Annotated in this window: 15 protein-coding genes; 8 read left to right on the top strand and 7 right to left on the bottom strand. The window is 44.8% G+C overall.

What is annotated here, in order from left to right:
• Window positions 1-136 precede the first annotated feature (136 nt).
• Window positions 137-2008 (top strand): methyl-accepting chemotaxis protein, encoded by a 1872-nt coding sequence (locus tag BCV39_RS07775; RefSeq protein ID WP_048661110.1) that lies wholly within the window; start codon window positions 137-139, stop codon window positions 2006-2008.
• A gap of 112 nt (window positions 2009-2120) precedes the next feature.
• Here BCV39_RS07775 and BCV39_RS07770 read toward each other — a convergent pair whose 3' ends face one another.
• Both BCV39_RS07770 and ppiC read right to left on the bottom strand, forming a co-directional pair.
• Entirely contained in the window at window positions 2121-3527 is a 1407-nt protein-coding gene (locus tag BCV39_RS07770; protein WP_055319368.1) for an alpha-amylase family glycosyl hydrolase, read from the bottom strand.
• Window positions 3528-3809: 282 nt separating this feature from the next.
• Window positions 3810-4091, bottom strand: coding sequence for a peptidylprolyl isomerase PpiC (gene ppiC / locus BCV39_RS07765; RefSeq protein ID WP_258185064.1), 282 nt, complete (start codon window positions 4089-4091; stop codon window positions 3810-3812).
• A 281-nt stretch (window positions 4092-4372) separates the two neighbouring features.
• On the opposite strand from ppiC, the gene BCV39_RS07755 reads away from it, so the two are divergent.
• Entirely contained in the window at window positions 4373-5287 is a 915-nt protein-coding gene (locus BCV39_RS07755) for a chemotaxis protein (RefSeq protein ID WP_048662365.1), read from the top strand.
• Between the two features lie 92 nt (window positions 5288-5379).
• Here BCV39_RS07755 and BCV39_RS07750 read toward each other — a convergent pair whose 3' ends face one another.
• From BCV39_RS07750 to hutW, 4 genes are all read right to left on the bottom strand, one after another.
• A complete protein-coding gene (locus BCV39_RS07750) occupies window positions 5380-5940 on the bottom strand; it encodes an ATP:cob(I)alamin adenosyltransferase (protein WP_102433075.1) in 561 nt (186 codons plus the stop codon).
• A 162-nt stretch (window positions 5941-6102) separates the two neighbouring features.
• The gene (gene hutZ, locus BCV39_RS07745; RefSeq protein WP_048661102.1) at window positions 6103-6633 is read right to left on the bottom strand and encodes a heme utilization protein HutZ; all 531 of its coding nucleotides are present in this window, start codon (window positions 6631-6633) and stop codon (window positions 6103-6105) included.
• A gap of 141 nt (window positions 6634-6774) precedes the next feature.
• A complete protein-coding gene (hutX, locus tag BCV39_RS07740) occupies window positions 6775-7296 on the bottom strand; it encodes a heme utilization cystosolic carrier protein HutX (RefSeq protein ID WP_102433074.1) in 522 nt (173 codons plus the stop codon).
• Window positions 7297-7354: 58 nt separating this feature from the next.
• A complete protein-coding gene (gene hutW, locus BCV39_RS07735) occupies window positions 7355-8764 on the bottom strand; it encodes a heme anaerobic degradation radical SAM methyltransferase ChuW/HutW (protein WP_102433073.1) in 1410 nt (469 codons plus the stop codon).
• 161 nt (window positions 8765-8925) lie between these two features.
• Between hutW and BCV39_RS07730 the strand changes: the two genes are divergently transcribed.
• The 6 genes from BCV39_RS07730 to BCV39_RS07705 all read left to right on the top strand — a co-directional run bounded on the left by BCV39_RS07730 (window position 8926) and on the right by BCV39_RS07705 (window position 13817).
• On the top strand, window positions 8926-9738 hold the full coding sequence (locus BCV39_RS07730; protein WP_102433072.1) for an energy transducer TonB: 813 nt from the start codon (window positions 8926-8928) through the stop codon (window positions 9736-9738).
• A gap of 2 nt (window positions 9739-9740) precedes the next feature.
• The gene (locus BCV39_RS07725; RefSeq protein ID WP_102433071.1) at window positions 9741-10442 is read left to right on the top strand and encodes a MotA/TolQ/ExbB proton channel family protein; all 702 of its coding nucleotides are present in this window, start codon (window positions 9741-9743) and stop codon (window positions 10440-10442) included.
• Window positions 10439-10852 (top strand): biopolymer transporter ExbD, encoded by a 414-nt coding sequence (locus BCV39_RS07720; protein WP_102433070.1) that lies wholly within the window; start codon window positions 10439-10441, stop codon window positions 10850-10852. Before BCV39_RS07725 ends, BCV39_RS07720 begins: the two co-directional genes overlap by 4 nt.
• Before the next feature lie 150 nt (window positions 10853-11002).
• Window positions 11003-11893, top strand: coding sequence for an ABC transporter substrate-binding protein (locus tag BCV39_RS07715; RefSeq protein ID WP_102433069.1), 891 nt, complete (start codon window positions 11003-11005; stop codon window positions 11891-11893).
• A gap of 104 nt (window positions 11894-11997) precedes the next feature.
• Entirely contained in the window at window positions 11998-13035 is a 1038-nt protein-coding gene (locus tag BCV39_RS07710; protein ID WP_102433068.1) for an iron ABC transporter permease, read from the top strand.
• Complete coding sequence (locus BCV39_RS07705) at window positions 13035-13817, top strand: heme ABC transporter ATP-binding protein (protein ID WP_048661095.1); 783 nt, start codon at window positions 13035-13037, stop codon at window positions 13815-13817. Before BCV39_RS07710 ends, BCV39_RS07705 begins: the two co-directional genes overlap by 1 nt.
• Window positions 13818-14212: 395 nt before the next feature.
• Here the strand turns inward: BCV39_RS07705 and BCV39_RS07700 are convergent, their stop codons facing one another.
• Window positions 14213-14674, bottom strand: coding sequence for a TetR/AcrR family transcriptional regulator (locus BCV39_RS07700; protein WP_102433067.1), 462 nt, complete (start codon window positions 14672-14674; stop codon window positions 14213-14215).
• Between the last annotated feature and the right edge of the window lie 363 nt (window positions 14675-15037).

Here is a 15037-nt window from a genome sequence, read left to right as displayed (position 1 = left end):
TTGTTTAGGTTGTTGTATTTTTGTAGTCTATTTTGTGAAATTACATTCAAGTAAAATTCAATCTAGTCGATATATATAATTACAAAAACACAATTAACTTTAGTCTTCGCAAAGCCTGTAAGAAGGGGAAAACTCAATGAAATTTAGCCATAAGGTGGTTGCTGCATCATCAGCCTTGCTGCTAGTGACAGTATCATTGCTTTCAATACAACAACTTTACACCGTAAGAAGCGCTGTAGAAAACCACGTCAATGCGAGCCTAAAAGAGATGGTCTCCGGCGTTAAAAACACCGTCGAATCAGAGATGAACGCCAAGAAAGCCTTGGCTCAATCGACGACTGAAGTCATCGAGATCAACCCTGAAGATCGCGCTTACGTTAAAGAAATCTTAGAAAAGCCAAAGCTTAAAAACAGCTTCCTAGCGGTTGGTTTTGGTTATGAAGCAAACGGTTTCGTTATTGAGAATGACGATGGTTGGGATGCAGGTCCAGATTACGACCCGCGAATCCGTCCTTGGTACATTGATGCTAAATCCAAAAACAGTTTAGTCGTGACCGCTCCTTACGTGGATGCATCAAGCAAAAAAGTCATCATCTCAGTAGGTACGCCAGTTAAAGACAACGGCCGCTTTACTGCAGGTATGTTCTACGACCTAGAACTGACCAACCTTGCGACCTTAGTCAACCAAGTAAACTTGTTTGACGCGGGTTACCTATTCCTAGTCACTGCTGACGGCACCACGATTGCTCACCCGAATGCGAAAAACAACGGTGAATCGCTTTCAAGCTACATGCCTCAAGCGACTATTCGTGAAGGCTCTCAGGAAATTGAAGTCGATGGTAAAATGTTCTTGGTTAATTTCACGCACATTCCGAGTGAAGATTGGTACATAGGTGCCATCCTTGACGAAGAGATCGCTTACCAAACCGTTGAAGACTTGAAAAACAGCTCAATGATCTATTCATTGATTGCCGTTATTCTTAGCATCATCGCCCTGACTGTTCTGATTCGTGTATTAATGCGTCCACTTGATGCGCTTAACCAAGCAATTCAAGATGTCGCGAGCGGACAAGGCGACCTAACTAAGCGCCTAGATACCAATACCGACCAAGAGTTCTCTGATCTGGCGAAAGGCTTCAACACCTTTACTGAAAACCTGCAAAATCAAATCATTCAATCGAAAGCGATTGGTGTTGAGATTAAGCGTGGCACTGAAATCACCGTTAAAGGTGCAGGCGAATCAGCAAACGCGATGAATACGCAACTACAAGAGCTTGAACAACTAGCAACCGCAATGAACGAGATGGCAGTTACGGCAACAGAAGTCGCCAACAATGCTCAAGGTGCGGCGGCGGCTGCTCGTGAAGCTGACGAAGCAACGCTAGACGGCACTTCTGTAGTTAGTGACACCACTCAAGCGATTGATAACCTATCTGAGCGCATCGACCAAGCAGTTGCTGAAGTACAAGTACTTGAATCAGCAACAGCAAACATCGAAACGATTCTCAAGGTAATCAATGATATTGCAGACCAAACCAACCTACTGGCATTGAACGCAGCGATAGAAGCGGCTCGTGCTGGTGAATCAGGCCGTGGTTTCGCAGTCGTAGCCGATGAAGTTCGTACACTGGCGCAGCGTACTCAAGAATCGACCACTGAAATCCGCAACATGATTGAGCAGCTCCAAGCGGGTGCAAGTTCGGTATCGAACGCGATGAACCAAAGTAAAGATACCGCAACTGACGCCGTTGAACGCGCTCAGCAAGCCAACTCTTCACTTGACCGCATCCGTGACGCGATTCAACGCATCTCAGATATGAACATTCAGATTGCTTCAGCAGCAGAAGAGCAGAGCTTGGTAGCGGAAGAGATCAATAACAACACAGTTAAGATCAAAGACCTTTCAACACAAGTGTCAAACGCGGCTCAAGAAGCGAACACAGCAATGCAGGTTCAAACGGACAATGTTCGCCAACAAGACGAGCTATTGAACAAGTTTACGGTTTAACCGTCTTACCGTTAAACTAGCACTCTGTTTAGTAACTAATAAACAGCTTCAAATAAAAAGCCCCGCTTACTGATTACCAGTAAGCGGGGCTTCTCTTTCTAGCCTATCCGAGTTAACTCATGACAGGCTTCAATTCGTTCGTCGTCAACATCATGCACTGGTTGGGTTCAACCTTAATAGTTAAGTCCTTACCAACACAGTCGAACACTTTTCCAGACAATAAATCGGTCACTGCACCAGTCCAATTTAATGAGGCTGTTTTGCTTCGTTTCGACTTGTTGATCACCACAATGCCTTTATCACCACGAACAAACACCAGCAAATCATCATTCGCTTCAACCACACGCATCGCTTCGCCATGAACATGGTTATGAAATTGAATCATGTTTTTCATGTAAGGTGCTTGCCAATCGTTAAGCCAACGAGGCTGACCATTCTCATCTAAAATACCGCTGGTGCTTAATTCACTGTAAACCAGTGGCACACCGCCATCTCGACCAAGAATGAAAGCATGAGCCAATCGCTCGTCCACTTCCTCCATCACATGCTCCAAAAACACCTCGTTGTTTGGAATATCATGAGTTACTGCAAACGTGATAGCTCGCATGTTCGACAGAGCTTGACCAAAACAGTAAGGGTTAATCAAAGACTTAAAGCTGCCCTGCTCTTCAAATGCTTTGAAGATGGTGTTGAACAACGGGAAATCGTACGCCCCTAAACGAGTGTGTTTAAGGTATGGCTCAAGGAAAAGCTCATACTCTTCTTCTGTCGCACCGCCATCGGTAATGATCTCACCGAAGATGTGCATTTCTTCGCAGATGTCATCAGTCCACACCTTACGTAGGTGTGCTAGTGTCATGTGCTTTGCCGCATCAATGCGAAATCCTTTCACACCAATCGCTTTCAAGGCTTTTAGATACGCTCGCTGTTGCGCAACCACATTATCGTTATCCAACAGCGTTGGCAGGCCAGGATCGCTAGCGCCACCGGTAATACGTCCGTTTTGCACTTCCCAAGTGTCTTTCCAGTTCTTGATACCAAACGCTTCCACGAAGTCGTTTTCATCAAATAAAGGCTTAGAAAGATCACCAAACAAGCGGATCGATTCGTAATAGTCAGCATCTTTTTGATAAGACGTCATGTCTTGCTGGTTGGGGTACGTTAAATCGCCGCGGATGCCCGATTCGTTGGCCATGTGGTTAAACACGACGTCTACATAGGTACGAAGCCCATGTTGCTTTAACGTGTCGACCATCGCTTTAAAATCTTGTGTGTCACCCAACTGATTATCAATCACACGATAGTCTTGCGGCTGATAGCGTTGCCACCATTGAGTACCAGAATCTCGATCGCAGCCTTTAGGACCACGTAATGACTTCATTGCTGGTGAAACTAAAACAGATTTATAACCCAACTCTTGGATCAGTGGGGCGTTCTTCATTACGTCAGCGTAGCACCAGTCAAAGGCATGCAATATGACATCTGTCGCTGGGTTGCTTAACATAGCTGAACTCTCCATGGTGTTCTCCTACCAAACTCGTTTACAGCTTTTTAGAAAAGGCAAAGGCTAAAAGGCAAAGCTGCATAAATTTCCTTAAGAATGGCATTTATTATATGAGTTACTCATTAAAAACCCTCCTCCTCCCAACGATTAGTCACGGCGGATAGTTAAGGGCGTAGCGCTAATTATCGCATAACGTCTGGGATGAACACTCAACCGTATTGCTTTAAAACGCGCAAAAAAGTCACAAAAAAGGAGCGTATATACGCTCCTTTTATTCAATCTATCACATATTTATTGCTAAGTTCTGTAAAGAACCTTAACCACATGCCAACCAAATTTTGTTTTCACAAGGTGTGGTACTAGCGTCTCGCCAGAGAAACAAACCTTATCAAACTGAGGCACCATTTGACCTTTTTTGAACTCGCCTAGGTCGCCGCCCTTTTTACCTGATGGACAGGTTGAATGTTTCTTCGCTAGCGTTTGAAATTTAGCGCCCTTTTTAAGCTGCGTCATGATGTCTTCTGCTAGTTCTTTATGCTTCACCAAAATATGAAGCGCTGCTGCTGTTCTTGCCATGATAATTCTCAGTTTGTTGCTGCCAGTTTACTTTCGACGGTTGCTTTGAACATCGCTAATGAACTGACTGTTGTAAATCTGTTTGCCGCTAACGGCTTATCGACATAAATCCATCGACAGCCAGCGTTTAGCGTGATTTTAACCCAAGAACCGCTATTCTTCACTCTATAAGCGAAAACAACTGCCTTAAAGGCCACTAAAAACCGCATCGCGACTTGCTGCGGCTTCCATTTCCCTTTAAATTAATCCTTATAAATTAAGCGCGTATTAAGTAGGAGCCACTTATGGCCAAACCGATCAGTAAAGCGAGTCAGTCACAGGGAATGTTGATGTTCAAGTTATCCCTCACTCAAAGTTTTGCGATTGGCACGCTTAAGGTCAGAGAGATCGTCCCTTTTCAGCCGATGACTCAGATCCCCTACTCTCATCATCACGTGATTGGTACAGTGACTATCCGCGACCTTACGGTTCCTGTGATTGATATGTCCGCTGCGATTGGCTTCCGTCCGATAACACCCGCTGAATACCAAGATTGCGTACTCATCGTCACCGACTGTTTAAGAACCGTTGTGGCGTTCTTGGTTCGTTCGATTGATAAGATCATTGAATGCGACTGGAAGAGTATTGAATCTCCACCCACCAGTGTGGGTCGCAATGTTTTTGTAACGGGTATTACGCGTTTTGAAGACCGTATTGTACAAATGCTCGACGTGGAACTGCTGCTTTCTAAGATCTACCCAGATTATGAAAATGCGCATATCCCGATGCTGACCGATGTAGAGAGAGAACGCCTCAAAGCATTGAACATCTTATTGGTGGATGACTCTTTGATTGCGCGTAAACAGTTATCTGATGCCTTAGACAGCATCAACATCCCTTACAGCATTTGTAACAACGGCTTAGACGCCATCGACCTAATGCGACGCCAAGCCAGCGCTGGCAATGCCATTGACCTTCTGGTGAGTGATATCGAGATGCCAGGTTTAGATGGTTATGAGCTTGCGTTTGAAGTGCAGAACGACAGCGCATTGAGTCATGCTTACTGTATTTTGCACACATCATTGTCCAGTGAAATCTGTGTTGACCGTGCCAATCAGGTGGGGGCACATGAAGCGCTTGAGAAGTTTAACGCGGGCGAATTAATCGAAGCCATGTTACGCGGCGCAAAAGTATTAAACGACGCCTCTACGGCTGCTTAGGCTCTGTTTTAGAAGCTAAACCAAGTATCAACTCGTTGTTTAGCTTCTTTGTCTGTTATTTATTCCAACCTGAATGAGAATAGAGCCAACCGTTAGTCTTTGTTTTCTGGCATAGACTTCTTTGGCATAGAATAGCTCTTACTCACAAATTCCACTTCCTCGACTTCATTGACATGATTGGTAAAAGAGGCCAACGCATAGAGAGTGTTCGCGACTAGGTTTGCGTATTTAAAAAGAATCGGGTCTGGTGACTTTTTGCTTTCATGATGCTCAATACTGACTAGCGCTCGCACGACCTTTTTAGCCTGACAACGACACAAGTGAAGCTCGCTAGACACTCGGTGCCCACCGGGTAAAACAAAGCCTTTAAAACCACCTTCTAGCTGCTCACGGATACGGTGATAGTCTTGCTTGAGCTCGACCAATTCAAATTCGGTGATGGCAAGCTTACCGCGCACAGAGCCATTCAAGTGATAGATGTTTGGCTGCAAGCGTTGCAGGATCTCGCGAACCTGAGGCTCTAGCTCTAAAGACAACACCAGCCCAACTCGGCAACAAAGTTCATCCGACAAAATCTCAAAATCACAGATAGGACTGTCTTCATAGATAAATGGGTAACAGAACTCGTCCCAATCTCGACTTACTGGTTTCACGTACCGATCCTTACACATAAATAATCATCAAACGCCAATATACCAAACTCTTTGATTGAGTCTGAGTTTATTAGCTAAAAGACCCGCAGTTTCCCTGCTTGATAATGAGATAGCAAAAAGCCCTCACATTGGAGGGCTCCTGAAGAAGTAGGTTAAACGAGATTACTCGTTAGACACTTTTTTGTGGCCTTCTTGCAGGTGAACGAAATCCACCAAATCGTCGCCTGATACTTGATATGCTTGACCAAAACCTTTCACGAACAGTCCGTTATCTGCTTTAAGGTTGAACAGAGAGAAATCTTGAAGCTGGCTCAAACCATCGATGATCTCGCCGAAACGCTCTTGCATCTGGCCGATAACTTGAGTCCAAAGCTCCGTTTCACGTTCTACAACGCTCGCTTGCGCATCAAACGTTAGACGCTTACGTGCGTAAAGCTGCTTCGAGCTCTCTTCGTCTTCAATCATCATCAAAGACACTTGAGGGTTTGCTTTCAAGTTACGAGCATGACGAGCGATATCAGAAATTAGAACAAAGTAACCTTCTTGGTTCTGAACGAAAGGTGCGTAACTTACGTTTGGGCGGCCTTCTTCATCAACCGTTGCAAGTTGAAGGGTACGGCGCTCTTGGCGAAACTCTTTAATTTCTGGACCTAGGCGACCTTGTAGACGTTCTTGTTTTACTTGCTGTTCCATGGGTAATTCCTTTATTCACTTTCTCTGATTTATTATTTTTGCCCGAGGTTGAGCGATCATTAGCGAACTAAACGATCCTCGAGCATTGATGTCTTGTTTAAGCCAGTTGGCAACCTTAGTTAAGCTTGCCGTTAACTGTGCTTAAGCTTGTTCTTTTAGCGCTTTGAAGCGTTCTACTTGGTCGGCAATCAGCTCACGCTTTTCGTTGCGGCCTAGGTAAATCTTAAAAATATTCTCGCCCGTTTCACTGAAGAAACCGAAGTAATGACTTTCACGACCCATGAACGCTTTGCTCACTAAACCGATCTGTTTGACATTGTCGAGTTTCAGGTGACCATGAAGCTCGCCTTCTTTGCCCATCAGATTGTAGTAACCACGCGCTACTTTACCTTTAGGGAACGGCGCTTTTACTTCAAAGATTGAGCCGAATGAATGCACGATTGTGGTCACAGGGCCCCAACCCACTAATCCTTCTAGAATTTCTTGAGCACGGCTGCCATCTAGCATCACTGCCATGTCGTTTGGAAAAGCAGCTACCACTTCAACTTCTGAAACACCTAGCTTCTCAGCAATCGCAGTAGGAAGCAGTTTTGGTTCTTCTTCTAGAATGCGAGCGACACGTTGTTCTAGAGTTTCTGTCATTTCTAATGTTGTATCTGTCATTGAATATATTTCCGTATAAACGAGTAATTTACGTAAGTTTTAAATTTAAAATTCGATATTAAGCGTGCTTCAAGCTTGCATGCGGGTGAACGCCCGAACCTGACGCTTTCGGCGCTGGGTGCATCGCTTGATATTCAGCGTTAAGCACTTGAATCACACTCTGAGCGAGGCTTACTGCCCAGAAGCTGCCAGCAACAGTCAGGCTCAGATAATCTACCGAAAGCTCAACCAAGCCATTCTTTTCCCAATGTGAGAACAGAGGCTTCAAGTAATCGAACGTGTCTTGTCCCATAAAGGTCGGCAACGTACTTCTTCTAACAACACCAGAATCGAAACCTGCCTTTAATGTTGAGAAGATAGGCTCTAATGAGCTTTGTTTCGTCATCATGGCAATAGGTAATTGACCTTGCTTTATAGACTCCATGTAGCTGTCTAAAGTTCGATGCTGCATCACACCATGACCGCCGATGTTGCCACCAGCGCCACAACCAATGGGTAGAACCTCGGCATAAGTTTTCGCTAAGCTGTTGTAAATGCTGCGTTCGCGGTTATCACGAGTCCAGTGGTTTACGCTCAGTTGCTTGACCTTATTTTTTGCCATGAACTCCACACCCGCCAAGTACATACTCGCCTTATCTGGCGTATTCGCAGGCGGTGGGATTTTTCCTTTCTCAACAAGATTAAGCATAGGTGCATTGCCCGCAACAATCAGTTGGTAGAGGTCAATGCCGTGTGCGCCAGTAGACATGTAGTCTTCTAAATCTTGTTGGAACACTTCCATAGATTGGTGTGGTAATCCGTATAGCAAATCAAGAACGATTGGTGCTTGCTCAGTACGGCTTAGTGAACTGATACGTTCTAGCACAACCTCTCGGTCATCTAGGCGTTTAGCACTGCGTCGAACTTGAGTATTGAAACTTTGAATACCGAATGAGAAACGATTGAAGCCACCTTCAAGCGCACGATCAAACATCTCGTCGCCAAATCGATTGATGCGCCCTTCTAAGGTCATTTCCACATCATTGGCGAGTGGGAAGTGTTGGCGGATAGCCTTGCCTAATAACTCGACTTGTTTAGGCGATAAATCGGTTGGGGTTCCCCCGCCGATATAAACAGCATGAAATAATCCAGACTGAGCCCAAGGCGTTTTGGCTTTCTGCTTTAACTCAACCATCAGAGCATCGAAGTACTCATCCACTAATTTTCGGCTTGCAGCATTTTGGAAGAAGTTACAGAACGTACAGCGCACACGGCAGAAAGGAATGTGGATATACAGGCAACGTTTATCCTGTTTTTCCCCTTCGCTTAGCATCAGTTCATCAAAGAGTTCTAACTTCTTACTGGGGTCGACCGGAATTGAACTTCCTCCGGCGTGTGCAGAATGCTTTTTGGCAAACGCAAAACGAAGCGGATCAGGGCTAGAAACACCCAAGATTGATTCGTCAAATTTATAAATATCAAGACTCATATAATCTCTCTAAACACTTACATAGCAAAGCCTGGAAGACTATTCGCTAAAAACTGAGAGAAGCATAGATACACGCAAATGATAATGCAATTGATAATTGATCTTATTTAGATTCTAAGCAATAATCCGATACAGAATTTTGATTTGGTAAAGGATTGACTGTGAACGTTCCTAGATATGTTATTGCAGGCGGAGCATCGTTAGTGATTCATGCAGCGTTGTTGTTTGTCGCTCAAGAATCCAAAGTATTTGCGATGCCTGCAGGTAGCCAATCGAGCACGGTATCGATCAACTTCACTCCTAAGAGCATTCCTTCACAAGCTCAGCAAAAAACAATCACAGAACCTGTTGAACCAGAGCCAGTAAAAGAAACAGTCTCGCAAGCCGAACCTAAACCAGTCGAACCAAAAACGGTTGAGCCAAAGCAAGCTAAGCCAACCCCAAAGAAAAAAGCACTCACCAATAAGCCTCAGTCAAAGAAAGTTGAGAAAAAAGTAATTGAGAAGAAGGTCGTCGAGAAAAAGCTAGTTCAAAAGAAACCAGTGACTGAGAAAAAGGTAGTTAAAAGAGAACACCCAGAGCTGAAACCAGCCACTCAAGCAGAGAAGTTGGCCGACAAGAAAGTCGATAAGAATATGGACGAGTCTGCCAACCAACCTCAGGAAGTAAACCAAGGCGTATCAAACCAAGAGCCAGTGCTAATCACTAAGCCTTCTTTTTCTGCACGCCCTACACCGCCGAATTATCCTCGCCAAGCCAGACGTCGTGGCGTTGAAGGTGTTGCAACTTATGAGATCTGGTTAGACGCAGAAGGCAAACAAATTAAACAAGCATTAGTAAATTCATCAGGCGCACTAATGCTCGATAACGCCGCTTTAGACGCCATTAAACAATGGAAATTCTCACCTCATACTGTCAATGGTCGAGCGATTGCTCACCGAGTACAAATACCTGTTCGTTTTAGGTTGGATTAATCATGCAACAAATCAGTTACTTACAAGATCAGCTGGGCTTAATGGCTTGGCCTCTTCTTATCTGTTCAGCACTAACAGCAATGATCATCGCAGAGCGTGTATTCCAAGTCATGCTCAGCATTGGTGTGGGCAAACGAGCCATTCGTCGTGAGCTAAACCAAATCTCACCAACCAACAGTAAAGAGATTGAAGCGCTTGCTCAGTCGATTTCAGATAAACGCCCGCTACTGTACAAGGGCGTGTCAATGTTGCTTGCTCACCACTCTTTCTCAAAAGGGTTGCGTGAAGATGCTGCTGGCATTTGGCTACAAGAAAAACGCCACCAGCTTCATGCAGGTTTAAGACTGCTTGGTTTGATCGGCGTGATCAGCCCACTCATCGGCTTGCTTGGCACGGTACTTGGCCTTATTGAAATGTTCAAAGGTGTTGCCGCGACAACAGGCAGCATCACGCCCAATGATTTGGCAGACGGTCTTGGATTAGCAATGAGAACGACTGCCGCAGGCTTGATGATTGCACTTCCTGCTATTTCAGGTGCACAACTATTAGGCCTTTGGGCTGACCGAGTGCTTGCTCAGTTAGAACATACTCTGAACTATGTGAATGTGTGGCTAGAAGGCATGTCGATTCAAACGAATCAATCCGATGATACTCAAGGTAAGCCTGACAACAAAACCTCTATCGGTGATGTGAGCCAAGCATGATTAAAACGCCCCACTCATCGAACACACAGAGCCTGGCTCCTGACTTAACGCCGTTACTCGACATCATTTTTATCGTGATGGTTTTCCTATTGCTTACTGCATCGGTAAAGCTGGAATCGCTAGAAGTTGAGCTGCCAAGCTCGGATGTCAAAAACGTTTCTGAAGTCCACAAAGATTCCATTAGTGTCAATATTTTAGACCACGAACCCTACTGGGCGATTAACGGCCAAGAGTACATCGACTGGGAAAATTTCAAGATAGCCTTGTTAGAAGAGACAGGTTCTGCGGATAAAAAGCCGATCATCATTGGCGCAGATAAAGCTGCCAACGTGGAGAACCTAGTGAAGTTGCTTTCATTCCTTCAAGAGAACGGAATACCAGCGACTCAATTGCTCACTGACGATGGCTAGAACAACACTCAATTTTCAGAAGGTTTAGCTATTGATTGGTGAGACTAAAAAGCCAGAACTAAACCTCTCTATCGATTCGAACTCACAATGCGAACGGACTGCTCACTGAGTATCTTCGCGATACAAGAAGAAAATATAAAGATAAATATTATGAACAACTTAAACGTGCTCAATAAATTAAAGACCAAGACACTCTTCCTTTCATTAGCAGCAATCAGCCTGGCACTTAGCGCATCACCCACAATGGCCAACGACGCTGAACAACCTCGCATCATCAGTGCTGGCAGTGCCGTTACAGAATTAGTTTTAGCCCTTGGCGCAGAAGAACAGTTGGTGGGTATTGATGTAACCAGTCGCTTCCCTCAGTCTGAAAACCTACCAAAGATTGGCTACCACAGAAACCTGTCTGCGGAAGGTTTACTTGCCCTAGAGCCAACCACACTGATTGGTTCTGATGAAATGGGACCAGACAACGCGATCTCTCAATTAAAATCGGCAGGCGTTGATGTCGAGATTGTGAATACTGAAGCAAACGTTGAAGGGCTGTTAAAGCGTATCGACCAAATCGCCAAGATTACCCATACCGAAGAACAGTCACAGCAAGTTAAAGCTGAAGTAAATCAGAAGATTACTGCACTGAAAGCGAACCAAGTATCAAGCAACGAAACGAAGAAGGTGCTTTTCCTGTTGTTGCATGAAGGTCGCCCTGCGAACGTTGCCGGTGGTGAGACTTCGACAAACGCAATCATCGAGTTAGCTGGTGGTATCAACCCTGCCGCTCAGAGCCTAACGTCTTACAAGCCGCTTTCAATGGAATCACTGGTAGAAATGCAGCCGGATGTGATCTTAGTCAGTGGTCGTAGCTACCAAAAAATGGGCGGCGCGGATGCCATCCTTAAATCATTACCTATGTTAGCGTCGACTCCAGCAGGCATGAACAAGCAAATCATTACCGTAAATGGCAGTGCTTTGGTTGGCGGACTTGGTCTGGAAAGCCTCTCAGAAGCTAAGCGATTAAACGCACTTATCTATCCGCTATAACTCGACTACCCTATTTCTGCTATCGCTATCCCACTTCCCTTTATCCACAGACTCACGTTGTTGGTACAAGGAATTAAAGTTAGCGATAGATATTGAGGCCCTTTATGTTGTTACGATCTGTCCCACTGAAAACATCGATGTTAGGCCTAGGTGCAACCCTAGCCTTTGTCGCGCTGTACTCAATCACTGTTGGGCCAATGAACATCAGCTTGGCGGACAGCGCTACAAGCTTAATTAACCGAAACAATGACTTAGCCCCCCACATCAACTTAGTGATCCAAGAGATCCGCTTACCTAGAACCATTTTGTGCATGTTGATTGGTGCAATCCTCGCCTTATGTGGCGCGGTCATGCAGGGGTTATTTAGAAACCCACTTGCCGAGCCTGGCATCATTGGCGTATCTGCGGGTGCGGCCTTAGGGGCAGCGCTAGCTATTGTTTTGTTTTCTGAGCTTTCACTTCAATACCCGGCATTCATGAACTTTGCCGCAGTGCCTGTGTTTGCCTTTTTGGGCGGCGCTCTAACCACATTGCTGGTTTACAAACTTGGTACTGGCAAATTCGGCACCTCAGTAACTATCATGCTATTAGCAGGTGTGGCGATCAGCGCACTTTCAGGTGCAGGGATTGGCTTCTTAAACTTCATCGCAGATGATCAAATGCTACGTGACCTGTCGCTATGGTCGATGGGTTCTCTGGCAGGTGCCAAGTGGTCGGGTATCTTGCTCGCTGCAGTTACTCTCGTTGGTCTGTTTGTCGTTTTTTACCGCCAAGCAATGTCTTTGAATGCCTTACTCTTAGGTGAATCAGAAGCGCAACACCTAGGCATTCCAGTTCAAAAACTGAAACGACAGCTGATTCTACTGACTGCCGCAGGCGTTGGTATCACGGTGAGCCTGTCTGGCATGATTGGTTTTATTGGCCTAGTGATACCTCATTTAGGTCGTATGTTGGCAGGGCCTGACCACCGAGTTCTTCTACCACTATCTGCGGTACTAGGCGCATTGTTGTTAACAGCCGCAGACATGTTCTCACGCGTTGTACTGGCACCAGCAGAGCTGCCAGTGGGTATTGTCACAGCTATCATCGGCGCTCCATTCTTCTTGTATCTACTATTCCAACAGAAAGGGAGAATCCTTTAATGTTTCCTGCAGCGTTAAAAGCAACCGACATCGAAGTGAAGTTCGGCAGCAAAGTGATATTAGATGGCGTTTCTATTGAGATTGAAGCAGGAAAGGTAACCACATTGCTTGGGCCAAACGGCGCAGGAAAAAGCACGCTGCTGAAAGCTTTATGTCAGGAGATATCGAGCACGGGTGATATCCAGTATTTTGGACATGTCAAAGACAAGTGGCCTTCACGCAAGTTGGCGAAACATTTGGCTATGCTTCCTCAACACAGTACCTTGACCTTCCCTTTTTTGGCACATGAAGTTGTTGAGCTTGGTGGTATACCTCTGCAAGAATCCAACAAGAAGCTGACCAGCATTGCTAGCCAAAAAATGGATGTTGCTGATGTGACTCACCTAAGTGAAAGACTCTACCCTTCGCTATCTGGCGGTGAAAAACAGCGAGTTCACTTGGCTCGAGTATTAACTCAACTCCACCACTCTGGCGATCAATGTATCTTGATGCTTGATGAACCCACATCAGCACTGGATCTTGCCCACCAGCACAACACCTTAAAGATCGCGAGAGAGCTAGCCGACAACCACAATGCCGCCGTTATCGTGGTTCTGCACGACCTAAACCTAGCCGCTCAATATTCTGATCGACTCGTAGTATTAAAAGACGGTAGCTTGGTGTGTGATGGCAGCCCTTGGGAGGCACTTCAACCTTCAATGATTGAGGATGTATACGGCTACAAAAGTATAGTAGAAAAGCACCCAACCATGAGCTTCCCTCAGGTTCACCCCGCCCAATAGACTCGATTTAGAACCCACTCATTTTGAGTATTCGTTCCTAATAACAGTTAAGTCATTCTAAGCCTCGATTTTCTCGAGGCTTTTTATTGGCTCATAGCCTCTCTCTCGCCTGAAACTCAATTTTATTAGCAACCATAGCAATGAACCCCACAACGTCTCACTCCGAGCGTTTGAGGCTCTAGAAATAAACAGTATCAGTTAGTGTTGCTTAGTTTTTTGCAACTAAGATTGAATATAAGAGGCAAACGTAAGCATTTAAAAAGAAAAGAAATAACTTCATTTGGAACTAAATACAGTTAGCGGCAACGGTGTGAGAGCAAGAGAAAAAGAGCGAGATAAATGAAATTGCAGGCACAAAAAAAGCCCCCGTAGGAGCTTCTTTCATTGTGTATTGATTATTGGCTCATTCGAATCAATGATTTACCAATCAACCACTCAAGTTCTTTACCGCTAGAATCGCCAAACTGAGTTTCAGTCAGCTTGTATAGACGATCAATACCGTTTGCAGCGAACTCATGAGCGCTCTCAGCAGTAACGATATGATGGAAAAGTAAACGTAAGATTGCTAGGAACTCAGCGTCTTCAAGTGCTGCAACCCAGCTAGCTGAAAATGCGTCAAGGCCATTTTCGAAGTCAATGTGTTCCATGAACATCTTGAAAATACGACCGTCTAGAGCAGCAGTAAAATCCGTTTTCTTTGGAAAGTGATGACTAATACCTGTACGAGAAACGCCTGTTTGTTGACTCAACGTCGTGTATGACATCTTGTCGTAACCCAACCTTAGTAACTGGTCTACAACGGCATCCATGATCTTCTGGATTGTGATTTCTGTATCTTCTTTACTACGCTTTGGCATATTCAGGCTCTTCTCTTTGTAAATCCATCTAACTCAATCAAATGAAGTCAGAATGAAAATTGTTATCAGCATTATGTGAGCAAGGCATTTTTTCGCAAGTATTTCCATTAAAATACCCACCAGTACTTCGCATAAACAACTTTACAGTGCTGCCTCTTTGGGCACTTTGTCTAATTATTCTTCGAAAGTAACCTTACCGCTCTAAGTGGTTAATCTAAAATAACTACTTAGAATATCAAATACCCAACAATAAATTCATTGTATAAATACCTATCAAGCAATAGATAGTCTTATAAAATTAGTCACGACGCAACTAACTGAATGATATTCTAACAAATTAATGACACTGCTTTTCAACAAAAC

The sequence above is a fragment of the Vibrio sp. 10N.286.55.E10 genome, from assembly GCF_002872555.1.
In the GTDB taxonomy this organism is placed as follows: Bacteria; Pseudomonadota; Gammaproteobacteria; order Enterobacterales; family Vibrionaceae; genus Vibrio; species Vibrio crassostreae.
This window is presented reverse-complemented; position numbering and strand designations above follow the sequence as displayed.

What these genes read in the sequence shown, in the direction of transcription:
- BCV39_RS07775 (WP_048661110.1), top strand. Translation starts at nt 137, where the DNA reads ATGAAATTTAGCCATAAGGTGGTTGCTGCATCATCAGCCTTGCTGCTA.
- BCV39_RS07770 (WP_055319368.1), bottom strand. Translation starts at nt 3,527, where the DNA reads ATGGAGAGTTCAGCTATGTTAAGCAACCCAGCGACAGATGTCATATTG.
- BCV39_RS07755 (WP_048662365.1), top strand. Translation starts at nt 4,373, where the DNA reads ATGGCCAAACCGATCAGTAAAGCGAGTCAGTCACAGGGAATGTTGATG.
- hutZ (WP_048661102.1), bottom strand. Translation starts at nt 6,633, where the DNA reads ATGGAACAGCAAGTAAAACAAGAACGTCTACAAGGTCGCCTAGGTCCA.
- hutX (WP_102433074.1), bottom strand. Translation starts at nt 7,296, where the DNA reads ATGACAGATACAACATTAGAAATGACAGAAACTCTAGAACAACGTGTC.
- hutW (WP_102433073.1), bottom strand. Translation starts at nt 8,764, where the DNA reads ATGAGTCTTGATATTTATAAATTTGACGAATCAATCTTGGGTGTTTCT.
- BCV39_RS07725 (WP_102433071.1), top strand. Translation starts at nt 9,741, where the DNA reads ATGCAACAAATCAGTTACTTACAAGATCAGCTGGGCTTAATGGCTTGG.
- BCV39_RS07720 (WP_102433070.1), top strand. Translation starts at nt 10,439, where the DNA reads ATGATTAAAACGCCCCACTCATCGAACACACAGAGCCTGGCTCCTGAC.
- BCV39_RS07715 (WP_102433069.1), top strand. Translation starts at nt 11,003, where the DNA reads ATGAACAACTTAAACGTGCTCAATAAATTAAAGACCAAGACACTCTTC.
- BCV39_RS07710 (WP_102433068.1), top strand. Translation starts at nt 11,998, where the DNA reads ATGTTGTTACGATCTGTCCCACTGAAAACATCGATGTTAGGCCTAGGT.
- BCV39_RS07705 (WP_048661095.1), top strand. Translation starts at nt 13,035, where the DNA reads ATGTTTCCTGCAGCGTTAAAAGCAACCGACATCGAAGTGAAGTTCGGC.
- BCV39_RS07700 (WP_102433067.1), bottom strand. Translation starts at nt 14,674, where the DNA reads ATGCCAAAGCGTAGTAAAGAAGATACAGAAATCACAATCCAGAAGATC.